Genomic DNA, 17,101 nt, shown 5'->3' on the forward strand with positions numbered 1-17,101 from the left:
GGCGCCGCTACAATCAATTCCGCGCCGGCCCGTCCTTCAGCGCCGCCGTCTCCACCAGCAGATCGAGCTGTGCCGCGCATTGATGGGCCAACAGGCTGGATGCCACGCCGTCCAGTCCCGGCGACACCGCGCCGACCAGCGTGAAGCGGACATCGGCGGCACGCGCGCCATCGCTCAGGCGATAGGCCGCGCCCTCCCGCACCGGCGCGGCGGCGGGCCAGGCGGCCACCGATTCGCCTGCCCCGAAATTCGCCGTCGCCTGCACCCCCTCGCCACTGATCCGTACCGTCGCGGGCTTGGCCGTATCGGCGCGCCACAGGCGAACCGCCGCCGGATCGGCGATGCAGAGCGTTCCGGATTGCGCGATATCCACCATCCAGAGATTGGGCCGGCGCGGCGGGGCGGCAGGCGCATCGCCCAGTCCGCCGCGAACCGCGCCGGTCCGGGCGCGCCGCACCCGCTTGGTATCCAGCAGGGCGGACAGCGTGACGCTATTGGCGGGCGCGGCGCTGGCCGAGGCCGTGACGCCGAAGCTGCCCGGCCCGCGCAAGGTCCGCGTGCCCTTCGCATCCAGCAGCGTCACCACATCGCCAGCCTTCAGGACCAGCGATCCGCCATCGGCCAGCTTGCTCCCCGGCTTGTAGGCGGCGGCGGATGGACCCGTTGCGCGGACCACCATGGTTTCGGCCCAGGCATGGGCTCCAAGGCCAATCACCAAGGCTCCGGCCAGCGCGCACTGCGCGGCAAGCTTACCCCAAGCCATAAATCCCGCCTCCTTCCCCGATATGCTCGGAACGATATAGTAGATTGGCGATCGCCGCATCATCCGGATGATGGTTAGTCATCTCTTTGAGCCGTTCCCGCGCTTGATTTTGCGTTACGGCATCCTCGCTATCGAGGGCAACCAATATCCCGGCCAGCGCCGCCCGCTCCTCGACCGGGAAATCGGGCGCGGGTTCGAACAGGTCGACGGGCGTGGACCGTCCCCTCAGGCGCACTCGCCCCATTGGTCGCCACCAGTCCAGACCGGACAGCAGCATCGCCTCCCGGCTCACCAGCACGTTGGTCTCCAGCGCCTTGTTCGCCGCCTCCAGCCGTGACGCGGTGTTCATGCTGTCGCCCAGCGCGGTATATTGGATGCGCCCCTCGCCGCCGAAATTGCCGACGATGGCATCGCCATGGTGCAACCCGACGCGGGTCCGCCCGATCGGGGGCACGCCGGGCGGCAGGTCGCGGCGGAACGCCTCCCCCGCCTGCCACATCGCATAGGCCGCCAGCGCGGCGTTGCGCCCGTCGTCGGGCCGCGCGATGGGCGCGCCCCAGAAGGCCACCACCGCATCGCCCACGAATTTGTCGATGGTCCCGCCATGGGCCAGCACCACATCGCTCAACATATCGAGATAGCGGTTCAGCAATTGCGCCACCATTTCCGGGGCGATGGCGTGGCTGAGCTTGGTGAAGCCCTCCAGATCGGTGAACAGGGTGAAGATCTCCCGCTTCTCGCCATGCAGCGCCAGTTTCTCCGGTTCGGCGAGAATCTGGGCCGCAATGTCGCGGGGCAGATATTTGCCCAGCGCCGCTTGCGCGAAACGCCGCTGCTGCGACGTCACCGCCCGCGCCGCCACGCCGATGGCCGTGAAGGCCAGCACCCAGCCGAGCACCCAGCCGACGGCGGGCAGGCCCTTCGTATCCCAGCCCCGTGCCTGCAACCAGATCGGCCCCCCGGCAATCGCCCCGGCCTGCACCGCCAGAGCCGGGACCAGCGCGTACCAGCGCAACTCCGCCAGGCTGGTAAGCCCCGCCGCCCCGACGACCAGAAGGGCCGCCAGCCAGCGCCACCCCCGCGGCACCGCAGGCAGCCTTGCTCCGTCCAGCAACTGGGCGAGCATTGTCGCATGCACTTCCAGCCCGATCATGGTCGACCGCGCCTGCCGCCCCGACAGCGGCGTCTCGAACTGGTCGACATCCACGATGTCGCCGCCGATCAGCACATGCCGCCCGCGCACCATCGGCGCCAGGGCGGCGGCCATGACGGGATCGGCGAGCGTATCGATCTGCAGGCTGGGGATCACCGGTTCCTCCGACCCGTCCGCCTGACGGGGCGGCAGCCGGAAACGGATCGCCCCGCGATAATCGCCGAATGCGGGAGAGGGCTGCATCGCCAGCGTCAGCAGCGGCGGCTGGCCGGGCGTCGGCGCAGGCCAGCTTCGCGCGACATTGTCGGCATCGGTTTCCAGCCGGATACTTGCCGGGCGCACCCGGTCCGTCCGCGCTTCCCGGACGAAACGGTCCAGAAATTGCTGCTGTTCGAAGATGATCTGTTCCTGATTGTCGCCCAGATTGGCGTAGCCCAGCCAGACCGGCGTCCGCATGCCGTGCAGCGCGGACAGCAGTTCCGCATCCTCATCCTGCGGCTGGTCGAACAATATATCGACGCCGATAGACTTCGCGCCCATGGCGTCGATGTTGCGCAGCGCCCGCGCCAGCAAACCACGGTCCAGCGGCGACCGCTTGCGCGTGGCGATCAGCGTCTGGTCGTCATAGACCACCATCAGGATGCGCTGGTCCTGCCCGGCCCGCGGCGCGAAACTCGCGGCCCGCCAGTCATACAGGCCCCGTTCCGCGTCGGCGGTCGGGATCTCACGCGCCGCGCCGCGGCCCAACGGCCTGTTCCAGTCCCATCCGGCCAGAAACAGCGCCAGCAGCAGCAGCACGCCGGTCGCGGCCAGCCGCCAGCGCCCCGCATCCCGCATCAGTCGCGCGCCGCGGCGCAGCAGGCCCCGCGTCGGCATGGCGATCAGCGGCGGGCTATCAGTGGACGCGCACCATCGCCAATGATGGCGAAGCCGGACCAGTAGAAGGGATGGGAGGTCTCCGGATCGTCCATCAGCTTGAGTTGCGCGTTCCGCAGCGCTTCGGCAACGGGCTGGTCCGCGCCCGCAGCGAACAGGCCGCCCATCAGCCTTTCGGTTGCGTGATAATCCTCCGGCGCGGGCCAGTGGCTGGCGATGACGGCCCGGCTTCCCGCGCCGATGAAGGCGCGCACCAGCCCGTCCAGCGCCCCGCCGCCGCCCGAAAGCCCCGCCGCTCGCGTGGTTTCCACGCCCGCCGCGCCCGCCGTGTCGCAGGCCGAAAGCACCACCAGATCGGCGTTCAGCCGCAGGTCGAAAATCTCGCCGAACTGCAACAGCCCGTCCGATTTCCGGTCCGGCGCGAAGCTGGTCAGCAAGGCTGGCCGCGCCGGGCATCCCGGATGCGGCGGCGTCACCAGGCCATGGGTCGCGAAATGCAGGATGCGGAATGTGTCGAGATCGCTCCGCCCCATCACCGCTTCGTCGGTAAAGGCCGCGCCGGTAACGATTTCGCTGCCCCGCCCGCCAATGGCCTGCGCCGCCTCCCGCAATTCGGTCGCCGGGATCGGCCGGTTCCATTGCAGGGGCGACCATCCGCAATCGTCCGCCGCCCCGTTGGCCAATGTTCCACGGCTGGATGCCGCCAGCACCGGCCCGGACAGCGGCGCATTGTCGCCAAAACCGATATAGCTCTGCGCCGCGCTCGATGCCGCCGCCAACCGTGCATCGCGGAAGGCGCGGGCCGACAGGGCGGTGCTCACCGCATGGTCGCGGCCCAGCCAGTCGATGCCGCGAAAATCGAACTCGTCGCCGCCCTTTGCGATCCGCGCCTCATAGGCGTCGACGCCCGCCTGGCCCGCGATCAGCAGATTGACCGGCAGTTGCAGCATCGCGCCGTCCGGCTCGAAGATCAGGTGCCGCACCGCCGCCAACCGCTGCTCCACCGGCCCGAACAGGTCGAGATAGAGGCTGCGCGCCACCGGCACGTCCAGCGCATAGGTGGTCTGCACGCCGTTGACCTCGATGGAGATCGTCTCGCGCAGCGCGGCCACCTTCCGCGCCACGTCCGACGCGCTGTCCGCCAGCCGGTATCCGGTGGTCCCCGCGCCATCGATCCACAGCGCGTAGAGTGCGTCGCCAAGCTGCGCCAGCTTGTAATAACCCTCGCCGGGTTTCAGCGTGGCCTGCATCTCCGCAAGCGTCAGGCCCTGCGGACTGACGGCCCGATATTGCGGATAGGCCGCCAATGCCGCCAGCGTATTCGCCTGGTCGGCGGCAAGCTGGTCGATGTCCGCCTGCGCCTGCGCCACGTCCGGCAGCAACGCCTGCTGCCCCTCCGCCGCCTGCCGCAACTGCGCCAGCGCGATCCGCCCGCGTTCGATGTCGCGCGACAGGGAGACGGACTGACGGAACAGCCGCGCCGCATCGCCATCGCCGGCGGACAGTTCGCGGCTCAACTGCTCCAGCGTGTCGGCGGCGCCCGGCCGCAGCAGCATCTGGGACGCCGCGAACAGATCGGCCGTCAGTTCCGGACGATTGGGAATATCCCGCGCCAACAGGTTGAAATAAGGCTGAAGCTGGTTCGCCATTCCCGTCAGCGTGGCGCGGTTCTCCATGGTTGACGCCATGATGCCGCGATAGATTTTCAGCGCATCCTCATCCCGGCCGCGCCGGACGAGGAACGCGCCCAACCGTGCCCGCGCGCCGTTCAGCGCTACCGTTTCGGGATATTGCGCGCCCAGCAGCGTCAGGGCCTGATTCAGATCGCGCTCGGCCTGCCCATAATCCCCCTGCGCTTCATAGGTGAGCGCAATCTCGCCCAGCAATTGGGCGCGCAGGCGAGTGATCGACGTGACCCGCCCGTCGCGGATCGCGACCGCGCTCGTCAGCGCCTTGGACAGCACGTCCCGCGCCGGGCCCGGTTGCCCCGACAGGCGCAGGATCGTCCCGCGCAACTGCTGCGCCTGCGCGTCGATGATCGCCGCCCGTTCCGTGGGGGCCAGCCTTGTATCCTGCCGCACGCCCAGGGCGCGGGCCGGTGACGCCGCGCTGCTCATTTCTGCGGCGACCTCGGGCGGCAGGGACACTACGCCATCGCCAGTGGCCACCATGCCCGCGCCAGTCCCGAATGGACGATCCAGTATGGCCAGCGCGCCGCTCAGATCCTGCCGGTTGATATGATGCATCGCCTCGAAATTGCGGCGCAGGCGAAGCTGCACGGCATCGGCAGTCGCGATCCCCCGCGCCTGGGCGAAGGCCGCGTCGGCCTGATCGAACAGCCCCAGATTGGAGAGTTGCAGGCCCCGGTTGACCAGATATTCATGCGACCGCCCGGCCCGTTCCGCTGGGGTCAGCTTCGCCGCATCGGGATCACGCGCCAGCCGGTCGGTCAGGCTGTCGAAAAATTCCGCCGCCTCGGCATAATTGCCCGACGCATTGCGCCGATAACCCTCGGCCAGCACGGTTTGCGGGTCCAGCGTCGCCGCCTGCAACCGGGCGAAGCCAGCCTGATCGAAACCGACCGTCGCGATATCGACCTTCCCCGGCACCGTCCGCCCCGCGATGACGGACCGCAACCCCAGGTCGAGCGCGCTCGCATAAGCGGCATGACCCTGCGCGACGTAGATATTTTTCCCCCGCGTGACGCTCAGGATGCGATAAGCGCCGCCTGCCCCGGTGCAGTTGCGCATGACCGCCGCGCCGATGCCGGGCAGGGTGACGCCGCCCGGCGCGCCGCACTCGACAGCCGCCTTGCGCGAAGCCGCCAACCGCTCCAGCAATGCCGCGTCAACGCCGCCGGAACCGCCCCGCAAAGCATAAATCTGCCCAACCGGCCTCGCCGCATCCCGGCACACCAGCGTCCATGCGCGATCGAACATGGTGCGCGCAGCGGCATCGCCGGTTGCGCTTTGCGCCTGGCACAGCGCACCGCCTTCGCTGCCGATGCGAAAACTGTCCCTCAACAACGGACGGTCGTCCGCCGTCCGCGCATGCGCCATCACGGACAGACTCAAGGCGCCCCATCCGGCAAGCCCGCAAACCAATTTCCCCAAACCGCCCAACGGCTTATCCCCCAAAGCTTGCCGGATTTGTCCGTGCAAGGCTCCCCCTTTAGCCATGACCCGGCGCACTCATAACGCCGCCCTACGGTGCGCGGCAAGGCGAAAGGCGCGGGTCAGGGGGTGGGCCACGCCCTCTCCACCGGTCGGGTGAGGCAAGGAAGCTACAGTTGAGTAAGATTCAATCACGCCCACGCAATTTTCATTGCATCAGGCGAAAAGCATGATCTAGATTAACGGCAAGCGAATATCGCCTGATGATCCAAGATCACCATTGGCCGGGCGAATAAAGATAGCATAAAATTTACTACAGGGAGGATGGAATGAACGAATTTCCCCACCGGACATCCGTATTGCGGCTGTCCGCATCATGCCTTGCTCTTGCATTGTCGGGATTGTCTACTGTCACCTCTGCCCAGGTGACGGACAGTGCGTCCGACTGGTCTGGAAATGAAATCATCGTTACCGCGACCAAGCGCAATGAATCGATCCAGAACGTTCCCTTTTCCATCAACGCGCAGACCGCCGAAGCGATGCAGCGCATGGGTGCCACCTCGATAGAGGATGTGTCGCGCAGCGTCGCCGGTCTGACCGTCCAGAATCTGGGGCCGGGCCAGAGCCAGGTGTCCGTGCGCGGCGTGTCGGCGGGTCAGGTTGTCCGCGACCAGCCGGGCGTCAAGGAACAGGTCGGCGTCTATCTGGACGAATCCGTCATCTCCATGTCGCTGTTCACGCCGGATTTCGACCTGTTCGACCTTGACCGCGTGGAGACGCTGCGCGGGCCGCAGGGCACGCTGTTCGGCTCCGGTTCCGAAGGCGGCACCGTCCGCTACATCACCAAGCAGCCCAAGATCGGCCAGACCGAAGGCACGGTGGAAGGCGGCGTCAACGTCCTGAAGGGCGGGGATGTCGGCTATTCGGGCAAGGGCGCGATCAACCTGCCGCTGGGCGAGACGGCGGCGATCCGCGCGGTCGGCTATGCCGAACATTATGCGGGCTTCATCGACGCCATTGGCCCGGCGGGGGGCAAGAACGTCAACGACGGCCGCCGCTATGGCGGACGGCTCAGCCTGCTCTGGGAACCGGCGCCGGGGATCAAGCTGACGCCGCGCATCATCTATCAGGACATCAGGACCAACGGGTTCAACCGCGAGGACAGCTATCATCTCTATTATAACGAGTTGATCAGCCCCCTCGACATCCTGCCGGAGCGCACCCAATATCTGAAGCTGCGGGAGGAATTCCGCGACAAGACCACGCTGGCGGACTTCACCGCGAACATCGATGTCGGTTCCGACGTGGCGCTGACCTCCATCACCACCTATATCCACCGCGATATCCTGGTCAGCCGCGATGCGTCGGCGCTTACCGGCTCGGTGTCCATCACGCCTTTCGTTGAAAGATTTGGCGTCAATCCCGCCATCGCCAATCTGCCGTCGAACCTGCGCGACACGACCAAGCTCAAACAATGGACGCAGGAATTGCGGCTCGCCTCAACCGGCGCCGGGCCATTCCAATGGGTGGTCGGCGGCTTCTACAGCCATGTCGACCGCGATTATAAGCAGCGGCTGCCGACCCCCGGCTATGACGCCTTCATCGACGCGGCGCTGGGCGCGGGCACTTCGGCGGGGGCGGCCAACGGCTTCCCCCTCAACTCGCCCTATAATGCGGACATCCCCTACATCATCAAGCAATATGCCGCTTTCGGCGAGGCAAGCTACAAACTCGGCCAGTTCAAGCTGACGGCGGGCGGGCGCTATTACGATTTCAAGGAAGAGCGCGACTTCAAGACCGGCGGCGTCTTCCCCAATGGCGACAACCGCGTGGGCGACAAGACCGGATCGACCGGCTTTTCCCCCCGCTTCATCGCCAGCTATGAGGCCAATCGCGACCTGACCTTCAACGTCCAGGCGTCCAAGGGCTTCCGCCTGGGCGGCGTCAACGATCCGCTGAACCTGCCGCTCTGCACCGGCGGCGCGACCGGGCCGGATGCGGCCACCTACGGCAATCGCCCGACTTTCGAGGATGAGACGCTCTGGAACTATGAAGCGGGCGTCAAGGCGTCGGGCGGCGGCCTGACCTTCAACGCGGCGGTGTTCTATAACGACATCAAGAATCTCCAGGTCACGGCGGATGCGGGAAGCTGTTCCTCGCGCATCATCTTCAACGTGCCGAAGGCGCATACGGCGGGCCTGGAAGCGGAACTGAACGCCCGCATCTCCCCCAATCTCGACCTGTCCTTGAGCGGCAGCTATATCGAATCGGAGATTGACAGCAACGTCACCGACGCGGGCGGCGCGATCATCGCGGGCATCCGCAAGGGCAACCGCCTGCCCACCGTACCGAAGTTCCAGATGGCGGCGGCGGCGACCTATACGGCGGAAATCGCGGCGGAAACCGACTGGTCCTTCACCGCCAGCCTTCAGCATGTGGGCAACCGCTATACCCAGCTTGCCGATCAGGAACCGGGCGCGGGCAGTTTCCCCAACTCCATCTATTATGATCCGGCCACGGGCGCCAATGGCACCGGCGCTTTCGACTTCGGCTCCTACAAGCTGGGCGCCTATAATCTGGTCAACCTGTCGACGGGGGTAAGCTGGAACAGCGGGTTGTCGGTCACGCTCTACGTCAACAATCTGTTCGACGAAAACGCGCTCTATTCCCTGGATCGCGAACGCGGCGGCCGGGGCCGTCTGGGCTATAATATCGGCACCCCGCGCAAGATCGGCGTGACCGTCCGCAAGGATTTCTGACCTGCCGGACGCCGGAAGCCGACCGCTTCCGGCGTCATTTTTTAACCGATACACCCGGCCGATCCGCCATTATGGTCGCGGTGATCGACTGGCGATGTATGTTCCCCTTCCGTAATCTGCTGGAGGACGGTTATGAACGGACCTTGCCGGTCCGCACCCGTGCGCCCTTCGACAATAGGAAGATTTCATGCTCAATATCCCCTGGGACCAGCCCGCCACCATGATCGATCTGGACGGCAAGGCCCCGATCATCGGCACGATCCGCGATTGCGCCCAGCATTTCGCGATCTTCAAGCCCCATGCAAAGGAACAGGCGCGCGTCCTGCTGACCCAGCCGGTACATCGCGAAGGCCGCAAGACGCGGACCTGGGTGCTGGAGCCGTGGGAGATCGAAAAGCTGGTCGACCGGCTGAAGGCGGAGATGCATTGAATTTCCGCCACATCGTCTGAACCGGGTTCCTGCATCCCGCCGATCAAGCACCCCCTTCCCATTCTGCTTCTCAATCTCTATGCACAGCCATGAAAGCTGGCCTTGGCCCGCTTTCACCGATCGCGCCGGTGCCCTCCCAAGGGGCTTAATAGGGAATGCGGTGATGAATCCGCGGCTGTCCCTGCAACTGTAAGCGGTGAGCGAGACGCATATCGATTTCCCGGACCGCCGGGGGATCAGCCACTGGGCCGGACGCTAAATCCTGCGAGGCCTGGGAAGGCGATGCGTCGAGCGATGACCCGTGAGCCAGGAAACCTGCCTGCGTCTGGTCGCTCTTGCCTTGGTCCAGGGGATGGCCGCGGCACGGTACTCCGTCTGAGCGACGCTTTACGCAGCGGGAGCTGCTGTCCGCATGCCGGGTGCAAGAGCGTCCGCCCGGCATGAAGGCGGCTCCCGTCCGGTTTCGCCGACGCCGACGGGGGATCTATCCCTATGACGACAATATCCGCCGCGCCGCCTGCGCCGCGCCTCCTGCGCCGCCGCGCGACTGGCATGTTCGCCGCGCTGATCGCCGCCAATCTCGCCATCTGGGCGTGGGCCCTCATCCTCTTCGCGGGCAACAGCGTGATGCTGGGCACGGCGCTGCTCGCCTGGAGCCTGGGCCTGCGCCATGCCGTCGATGCCGACCATATCGCCGCCATCGACAATGTAACCCGCAAACTGATGCAGGACGGCCAGCGCCCGCTGACCGTCGGCTTCTGGTTCGCCATCGGCCATAGCGGCATCGTCCTGATCGCCGCGGTCGCCATCGCCATCGCCGCCAGTGCGCTGAGCCGCGTGGAGGCCGTGGGCGCGATCGGCGGCACCGTCGCGACCATCGTGTCCGCGACCTTCCTCTTCGCCATCGCCGCGATGAACCTCATCATCCTGAGATCGGTTCTGAAGAGCTTCAACCATGTCCGCAAGGGTGGAGCCTATGTCGATGAAGATATGGACATTCTTCTTGGCAATCGCGGCTTTCTCGCCCGTATCTTCCGCCCGCTTTTCCGGCTGGTGACGCGAAGCTGGCACATGGCCCCGCTTGGCTTTCTCTTCGGCCTGGGTTTCGACACGGCCACCGAAGTCGCCATTCTGGGCCTGTCGGCGGGACAGGCGGCGAGCGGCCTTTCCATCTCGACGGTCCTCATTTTCCCGCTGCTCTTCGCGGCGGGCATGGCGCTGATCGACACGGCGGACGGTGCGCTGATGATGGGCGCCTATCAATGGGCGTTCGTGAAGCCGATCCGCAAACTCTACTACAACATCACCATCACGCTGGTCTCGGCGCTGGTCGCCATCCTCATCGGCGGGATCGAGGCTGCGGCGCTGCTCGGCGACAAGCTCGGCCTTACCGGCGGCGTCTGGACCCTTGCCGCCGACCTTGGCGAACATTTCAACAGCCTCGGTTTCTTCATCATCGGCCTGTTCGCCGCCTGCTGGCTGGCGAGTTGGATCATCTATCGCTGGAAGGGCTTCGACAAGATCGAGGTCGCTCTCGAACCCCAAGGAAATCCCGCATGACCCCCAGAAACCCCGCAAAAAAAGTCCCCGCCACCGTCATCACCGGCTTTCTCGGCGCGGGCAAGACCACGCTGATCCGCCACCTCATCGAAAATGCGGGCGGCCGCCGCTTCGCCCTCATCATCAACGAATTCGGGGATGTGGGCGTCGACGGTGCACTGGTGCAGGGCTGCGGCGACGAAGCCTGCCCGGACGAGGACATCATCGAACTGGCGAACGGCTGCATCTGCTGCACCGTGGCGGACGATTTCCTGCCGACCATGCAAAAGCTGCTCGACCGGCCGACCCCGCCCGATCACATCATCATCGAAACGTCCGGCCTCGCCTTGCCCAAGCCGCTGGTGAAGGCCTTTCAATGGCCCGACATCCGCACCCGCGCCACCGTGGACGGGGTGATCGCCCTGATCGACGCCGACGCGCTGGCGTCAGGCCGCTTCGCCCATGACGAAGCCGCGCTGGCCGCCGCCCGCGCCGCAGACCCGACGCTGGACCATGACAGCCCGATCGAGGAACTGTTCGAGGATCAGCTCGCCTGCGCCGACCTGGTCCTGCTCAACAAGACCGATCTGGTCAATGCCGGCACCCTCGCCATGCTGGAACGCGATCTGGCCGGGGAAACCCGCGTTGGCGTCCGCATCATCCGCACGGCGAAGGGCGAAATCGACCCCGCCATCCTGCTCGGCCTGGACGCGGGCGTGGAGGATCAGATCGACGCCCGCCCCTCCCATCACGACAATGAGGAGGACCATGATCATGATGATTTCGAGAGTTTCATCATCGATCTGGGCGAACTGGACAGTCCCGAACCGCTGCTGGCGGCCTTGGGCGAAGCCATCGCCGCGCACGACATATTGCGGGTGAAGGGCTTCCTCGCGATCAAGGGGCGTCCCGCTCGCCTCGTGCTCCAGGCTGTCGGCCCCCGCATCCAGCATCATTACGACCGCCAATGGCAAGCGGGCGAACCGCGCGCCTCGCGCCTGGTCGTGATCGGCCAGACCGGCCTAGACCGCGCCGCCATCGAGGGCCTTCTCAAAGCGCAGACGGTCCCCGCCTGATGCACCTGCTGACCGCCACGCCCGGCGCCGTCTCCAATGGCGACGAAGCGATCGATCTCGGCCAATCGCCGGGCGACATCGTGCTGCTGACGGTGGCGGACAGCGAACTCGCCTGCTTCGCCAGCGCCGCCGCCGCGCTGGGCGAGGCAGGCCCCACGATCCGCCTCGCCAATCTCCTCCAGCTCAAACATCCCTATTCCGTCGACCTCTATGTCGAAAAGGTGATCGCCCACGCCAAATTCGTCTGCGTGATCCTGCTAGGGGGTAAGAGCTACTGGCCCTATGGCATTGATGAAATTGCCAATATTGCTCGCGAACGGGGCATTGCCTTCGCCGCCATAGCCGATGGGCGCGAAGACGATCCCGACCTGCGCGCCGCCTCCACCCTGCCCGCGGAAAGCTGCGAGCGGCTCCGCGACTATCTCCGGCAGGGCGGCATTCCCAATGCCATCGCCTTCCTCAAGAGTGCCGCCCGCCTGGCGGGCTTCGACGCGGGCGTCCCCGACGCCCCCATCCCCGTGGCCGATGCCGGCCTTTACCTTCCCGGCGCCGACCGCCCCACGCTGGAACAGGTGAAAGCCCGTTGGAAAGCAGCCCAGCCCACGGCGCTGTTCCTCTTTTACCGCGCCCTGCTGATCGCCGGGACGCTCGAAGCGGTTGATACGATGATCGCCGGTCTGGAAGCCGCGGGCCTCAACGTTCTACCCGTCCACGTCCGGGCGCTGCGCGAACCCTTCGCCAGGGACTTCCTCCACGGCCTGATGGGCGAGACCCCGCCGGACGTCATCCTCAACGCCACGGCCTTCGCCGCCAGCGCGCCCGGAGAACCGCGCACCCCCTCGATCCTCGAACAGGCGGACTGCCCGATCCTCCAGACCATCTTCGCCAGCGCCGAACAAGGCGCCTGGGAAGCGAGCGCACGCGGCCTTGGCCCCCGCGACCTTGCCATGCACATCGCGCTTCCCGAAGTGGACGGCCGCCTCTTCACCCGCGCCGTCGCTTTCAAGGCCTCCGCCCGCTTCGACCAGCGCACGGAATGCGACATCATCGTTCCGCGAATATTGGCGGATCGTGTCAGCTTCGTGTCCCAACTGACTGCAAATTGGTCTAAATTGCGGAAAACGCCAGTCGCGGACCGTCGCGTCGCGCTGGTCCTCGCCAACTATCCCAACAAGGATGGCCGGATCGGCAACGGCGTCGGACTCGATACGCCCGCCAGCGCCGCCGCCATATTGAGAGCGCTGACGGAATCGGGTTACGCCACCGCGGGTGCGCCGACCGACGGAGCCGCCCTGATACGCCATTTGACGGAGGGCGTGACCAACGACCTTTCGCGCCCGACCCATCCCCCATTCGGGATGAGCCTGTCGAAGCCCTTCCCTTCCCTTCCCCTGGCGGATTACCGCGCCGTCTTCGCCACTCTGCCGGAAACCGCCCGCGAAGCCATGCAGGCGCGTTGGGGCGATGCGGAATCCGATCCCTTCTGCCGCGACGGCGCCTTCCGCCTGCCCGTCCACCGCTTCGGCAACATCGCCGTCGCGGTCCAGCCCTCGCGCGGCTACCATATCGACCCGAAGAGCAGCTATCACGACCCCGCCCTGCCGCCGCCGCACGCCTATCTCGCCTTCCACATCTGGCTGGCGCGGGAATTCGGGGTCCAGGCCGTCGTCCATGTCGGCAAGCACGGCAATCTGGAATGGCTCCCCGGCAAGGCCATCGCTCTTTCGGAGACTTGCTTCCCCGAAATCTGCGCCGGACCGATTCCGCAAATCTACCCCTTCATCGTCAATGACCCCGGCGAAGGCACCCAGGCCAAGCGCCGCATCGGCGCCTGCATCATCGACCATCTGACGCCGCCGCTGACCCGCGCCGAAACCTATGGCCCGCTGAAGGAGCTGGAGGCGCTGGTCGACGAATATTACCTCGCCGCCGGCATGGACCCGCGCCGCCTGGAAACGCTGCGCAAGGACATCCTCGCCCTCGCCGCCTCCCAGGGGCTGGACAAGGATGCGGGCGCGCAAGGAAATGGGGACGACGCCTTGGCGGCGATCGACAATTATCTGTGCGACCTGAAGGAGATGCAGATCCGCGACGGCCTGCATATCTTCACGCAAAGCCCGCAAGGCACGCTTCGCCGCGACCTTCTGATAGCGCTCGCCCGCTGTCCCAGAGGCATGGACGACGATGGCCAGCAATCGCTCCTGCGCGCCCTTGCCGACGACCTCGCCCTGAATTTCGACCCGCTCGACTGCGTCATGGGCGCGCCCTGGACGGGCCTCCGCCCGGAACCGCTTCAAGGCCTGACCGAAGCCCCATGGCGCACCACCGGGGACACCGTCGAACGGCTCGAACTCCACGCCATCCATCTGCTCGACAGCGGCGATCCAGCCCCCGGCCCGCAAAGCGCCGCCGTGCTCAAGGCCGTCGAAACCGATCTCGCCCCCCGCGTCGACGCCTGCGGAGAAGCCGAAAGGACCGCCCTCCTCAAAGCGCTCAACGGCAATTTCGTGGCCCCCGGCCCTTCGGGCGCACCGACCAGAGGCCGACCCGACGTCCTCCCCACCGGCCGCAACTTCTATTCGGTCGACACCCGCGCCATGCCCACGGTCGCGGCCTGGAATCTGGGCCAGCGCTCCGCCGATCTCATCGTGCAGGACTATCTCCAGCGCGAGGGGGATTATCCCCGCGCCATCGCCCTTTCCGCCTGGGGCACCGCCAATATGCGCACCGGCGGCGACGACATCGCCCAGGCCCTGGCCCTGATGGGCGTCCGCCCGCGCTGGGAGTGGGCTTCCGGACGGGTCATCGGTTTCGAAGTGATGAAGATCGCGGAACTGAACCGACCGAGAGTGGATGTCACTTTCCGCGTCTCCGGCTTTTTCCGCGATGCCTTCCCGGAACAGATCGACCTGCTGGACAGCGCCGCCCGCGCCGTCATGGCGCTGGACGAACCGGAGGAGGACAATCCCGCCGCCGCCCGCCACCGCGCCGAAACCGCCACCCTGATCGCAGAAGGCACGCCCGAAAAGGCCGCCCGGCGCCGCGCAGGCGCCCGCATCTTCGGCTCGAAACCCGGCGCCTATGGCGCGGGCCTCCAGGCGATGATCGACGAGAAGATCTGGCACGACCGCGCCGACCTCGCCAATGTCTATCTCGACTGGGGCAGCTATGCCTATGGCGGCGGGGTCGAGGGCGAAGCCGAACGCAGCCTTTTCGCGGAACGCCTGACCCAGGCCGACGCCCTGATCCAGAACCAGGACAATCGCGAGCATGACCTGCTCGACAGCGACGATTATTACCAGTTCGAGGGGGGCATAGCCGCCGCCGTCGAACATCTTTCCGGCAGGAAGCCGCTCAGCTACCATAACGACCACAGCCGCCCCGAACGCCCGGTCATCCGCACGCTGGAGGATGAAATCGGCCGTATCGTGAGAGCGCGGGTCACCAACCCCAAATGGATCGCGGGCATGATGCGCCACGGTTACAAGGGCGCGTTCGAAATCGCCGCCTCGGTCGATTATCTCTTCGCCTTCGCCGCCACCACCCACGCCGTGAAGGACCATCATTTCGACGCGGTCCACGCCGCCTTCATCGAAGACGAGACGGTGCGCGCCTTCATGGCGGATGCCAACCCCGCCGCCCTGCGCGAAACCGCAGCCCGCCTCCACGAAGCGCTCGACCGCGCCCTTTGGAAACCCAAATCGAACAGCGCCGCCATGTTGCTGGCCCAAATCAAGGAAGATCGCCCATGATCGAACGCACCCCCGAACAGCATGCCGAAAAGATGAAGAAGAAACAGGCCGCCCATGACAAGATCATGGCGACCAAGACCCAGGAAAAGGGCCTGCTGATCGTCCACACCGGCAAGGGCAAGGGCAAGACGACCGCCGCGCTGGGCATGGTCGTCCGCGCCATCGGCCACGGCCGGAAGGTCGGCGTCGTCCAGTTCGTGAAAGGCGCCATGACGACGGGAGAAAAAACCGTTTTCGATGCGTTTCCCGACAATGTCGAATTCAAGCCCATGGGTGAAGGCTTCACCTGGAACACGCAGGACCGGACGCGGGACATTGCCCTTGCCCGCGAAGCATGGGATGAAGTCAAACGGATGATCGCCGATCCGGCCTATGATATGGTCCTTGCCGATGAACTCAATATCGTCCTGCGTTACGACTATCTGCCGCTTGAAGAGGTGCTGGAAGCCGTGACTGCCAGAAGCGCGATGAAGCATGTCCTCATCACCGGCCGCAACGCGCCCGACGCGCTGATCGAGGCGGCCGATCTCGTCACCGAAATGACCCTTGTCAAACATCCCTTCCGCAGCGGCGTGAAGGCTCAGGCAGGAATCGAATTCTGACACGCACCGCCTTCGACATCGCCGCCTTCGAGGATCTGGTCCATCTTCGCCGCGACGTACGCCATTTCCTCACCGATCCGCTGGATGAGCAGGAGGTCGAGCAACTGCTCGCCCTCGCCCACAGCGCGCCTTCGGTGGGGCTGTCGCAACCCTGGCGCTTCGTCCGGATCGAGACGCCCGCCTTGCGCGAGCGACTCGCCGCCCATGTCGATGCGCAGATCGTCAAGGCAGGCCAGATCTACAAGGGCGATGAGGACAGGCTATACCGCAGCCTGAAGCTGCACGGCCTGTGGGAGGCGCCGGTGCTGTTCGCCGTCTATTGCGACGAAGGCACCGAAACCGGCCACAAGCTGGGCGCGATCACCATGCCGGAAGCGCGCCGCTATAGCTGCGTGATGGCGATCCACACCATCTGGCTTGCCGCCCGCACGCGCGGGATCGGCATGGGCTGGATATCGATTCTGGACCGCCCCACGGTCGACGCGATGCTGGAAGTTCCTGAAAACTGGCGCTGCCTCGGCCTGCTGTGCCTGGGCTATCCGGAAAGCGAGGAGGCGACCCCGGAACTGGAACGGCGCGGCTGGGAATATCGGACGGACTGGCATTCGACAATCGTCAACCGCTAACACTCCCCTCCCGCAGGCGGGAGAGGAGTGAAGATCACTTCCCTTTCCCCGACTCTGCGCTTATGAACCGCATCCGGAACGGGCTATGCCCGCTCCATCGATCGCGTCGGTGCCCCGCAAGGGGCTTAAATGGGAACGCGGTGCGGGAGGAAACTCCCTAATCCGTGGCTGTCCCTGCAACTGTGAGCGGCGAGCAAGGCAAGGACCGGCCCCAAAAGGGCCAGCCACTGGAGCGATCCGGGAAGGCCCCTGCCAACGCTATGACCCGCAAGCCAGGAGACCTGCCGAACGCAAGGGTCGCTCTAGCCATGGTCCAGGGGATGGTCACGGCTCGGTTCTCCGCACGAGCGACGGATAAGCGATTGGGGGAGACATCCTCCAGTCGTCGTTGCGACGTGGGAGGTGAATTCCA

The 17,101-nt window shown here is 66.0% G+C and carries 10 protein-coding genes and 2 riboswitches; of the genes, 7 read left to right on the forward strand and 3 right to left on the reverse strand.

Annotated features, from left to right (window positions below):
- Window positions 1-13: 13 nt before the first annotated feature.
- Genes NUH86_RS18580 through NUH86_RS18590 form a run of 3 tightly spaced genes read right to left on the reverse strand, consistent with a single transcriptional unit; the run spans window position 14 to window position 5,866 of the window.
- Window positions 14-763 (reverse strand): hypothetical protein, encoded by a 750-nt coding sequence (locus tag NUH86_RS18580; protein ID WP_267252801.1) that lies wholly within the window; start codon window positions 761-763, stop codon window positions 14-16.
- On the reverse strand, window positions 750-2,792 hold the full coding sequence (locus NUH86_RS18585; protein WP_267252802.1) for an adenylate/guanylate cyclase domain-containing protein: 2,043 nt from the start codon (window positions 2,790-2,792) through the stop codon (window positions 750-752). Before NUH86_RS18585 ends, NUH86_RS18580 begins: the two co-directional genes overlap by 14 nt.
- Window positions 2,793-2,797: 5 nt before the next feature.
- Window positions 2,798-5,866 (reverse strand): CHAT domain-containing protein, encoded by a 3,069-nt coding sequence (locus NUH86_RS18590; protein ID WP_267252803.1) that lies wholly within the window; start codon window positions 5,864-5,866, stop codon window positions 2,798-2,800.
- Between the two features lie 368 nt (window positions 5,867-6,234).
- Between NUH86_RS18590 and NUH86_RS18595 the strand changes: the two genes are divergently transcribed.
- From NUH86_RS18595 to bluB, 7 genes are all read left to right on the forward strand, one after another.
- Window positions 6,235-8,664 carry a TonB-dependent receptor gene (locus tag NUH86_RS18595; protein ID WP_267252804.1) on the forward strand — a complete coding sequence of 810 codons (2,430 nt, stop codon included), beginning with the start codon at window positions 6,235-6,237 and terminating at the stop codon, window positions 8,662-8,664.
- Window positions 8,665-8,851: 187 nt separating this feature from the next.
- Entirely contained in the window at window positions 8,852-9,094 is a 243-nt protein-coding gene (locus tag NUH86_RS18600) for a hypothetical protein (RefSeq protein WP_046763988.1), read from the forward strand.
- 109 nt (window positions 9,095-9,203) lie between these two features.
- A riboswitch (cobalamin riboswitch) is annotated at window positions 9,204-9,432 on the forward strand.
- 154 nt (window positions 9,433-9,586) lie between these two features.
- Window positions 9,587-10,654, forward strand: coding sequence for a HoxN/HupN/NixA family nickel/cobalt transporter (locus tag NUH86_RS18605; RefSeq protein ID WP_267252805.1), 1,068 nt, complete (start codon window positions 9,587-9,589; stop codon window positions 10,652-10,654).
- Window positions 10,651-11,709, forward strand: a complete 1,059-nt coding sequence (cobW, locus tag NUH86_RS18610; RefSeq protein ID WP_267252806.1) for a cobalamin biosynthesis protein CobW — start codon at window positions 10,651-10,653, stop codon at window positions 11,707-11,709. Before NUH86_RS18605 ends, cobW begins: the two co-directional genes overlap by 4 nt.
- Window positions 11,709-15,461, forward strand: coding sequence for a cobaltochelatase subunit CobN (gene cobN / locus NUH86_RS18615; protein WP_267252807.1), 3,753 nt, complete (start codon window positions 11,709-11,711; stop codon window positions 15,459-15,461). The genes cobW and cobN overlap by 1 nt, the downstream gene beginning before the upstream one ends.
- Window positions 15,458-16,063, forward strand: a complete 606-nt coding sequence (gene cobO, locus NUH86_RS18620; RefSeq protein WP_267252808.1) for a cob(I)yrinic acid a,c-diamide adenosyltransferase — start codon at window positions 15,458-15,460, stop codon at window positions 16,061-16,063. Before cobN ends, cobO begins: the two co-directional genes overlap by 4 nt.
- A gap of 35 nt (window positions 16,064-16,098) precedes the next feature.
- On the forward strand, window positions 16,099-16,689 hold the full coding sequence (gene bluB, locus NUH86_RS18625) for a 5,6-dimethylbenzimidazole synthase (RefSeq protein ID WP_267252995.1): 591 nt from the start codon (window positions 16,099-16,101) through the stop codon (window positions 16,687-16,689).
- Between the two features lie 90 nt (window positions 16,690-16,779).
- Window positions 16,780-16,993, forward strand: a riboswitch (cobalamin riboswitch).
- Window positions 16,994-17,101: the final 108 nt, after the last annotated feature.

Origin of the sequence: Sphingobium sp. JS3065 (assembly GCF_026427355.1) — a bacterium.
Classification (GTDB): domain Bacteria; phylum Pseudomonadota; class Alphaproteobacteria; order Sphingomonadales; family Sphingomonadaceae; genus Sphingobium.

Coding starts and splice junctions, on each gene's coding strand:
- NUH86_RS18605 (WP_267252805.1), top strand. CDS start 9,587: ATGACGACAATATCCGCCGCGCCGCCTGCGCCGCGCCTCCTGCGCCGC.
- NUH86_RS18585 (WP_267252802.1), bottom strand. CDS start 2,792: ATGCCGACGCGGGGCCTGCTGCGCCGCGGCGCGCGACTGATGCGGGAT.
- cobN (WP_267252807.1), top strand. CDS start 11,709: ATGCACCTGCTGACCGCCACGCCCGGCGCCGTCTCCAATGGCGACGAA.
- NUH86_RS18595 (WP_267252804.1), top strand. CDS start 6,235: ATGAACGAATTTCCCCACCGGACATCCGTATTGCGGCTGTCCGCATCA.
- NUH86_RS18580 (WP_267252801.1), bottom strand. CDS start 763: ATGGCTTGGGGTAAGCTTGCCGCGCAGTGCGCGCTGGCCGGAGCCTTG.
- NUH86_RS18600 (WP_046763988.1), top strand. CDS start 8,852: ATGCTCAATATCCCCTGGGACCAGCCCGCCACCATGATCGATCTGGAC.
- cobW (WP_267252806.1), top strand. CDS start 10,651: ATGACCCCCAGAAACCCCGCAAAAAAAGTCCCCGCCACCGTCATCACC.
- cobO (WP_267252808.1), top strand. CDS start 15,458: ATGATCGAACGCACCCCCGAACAGCATGCCGAAAAGATGAAGAAGAAA.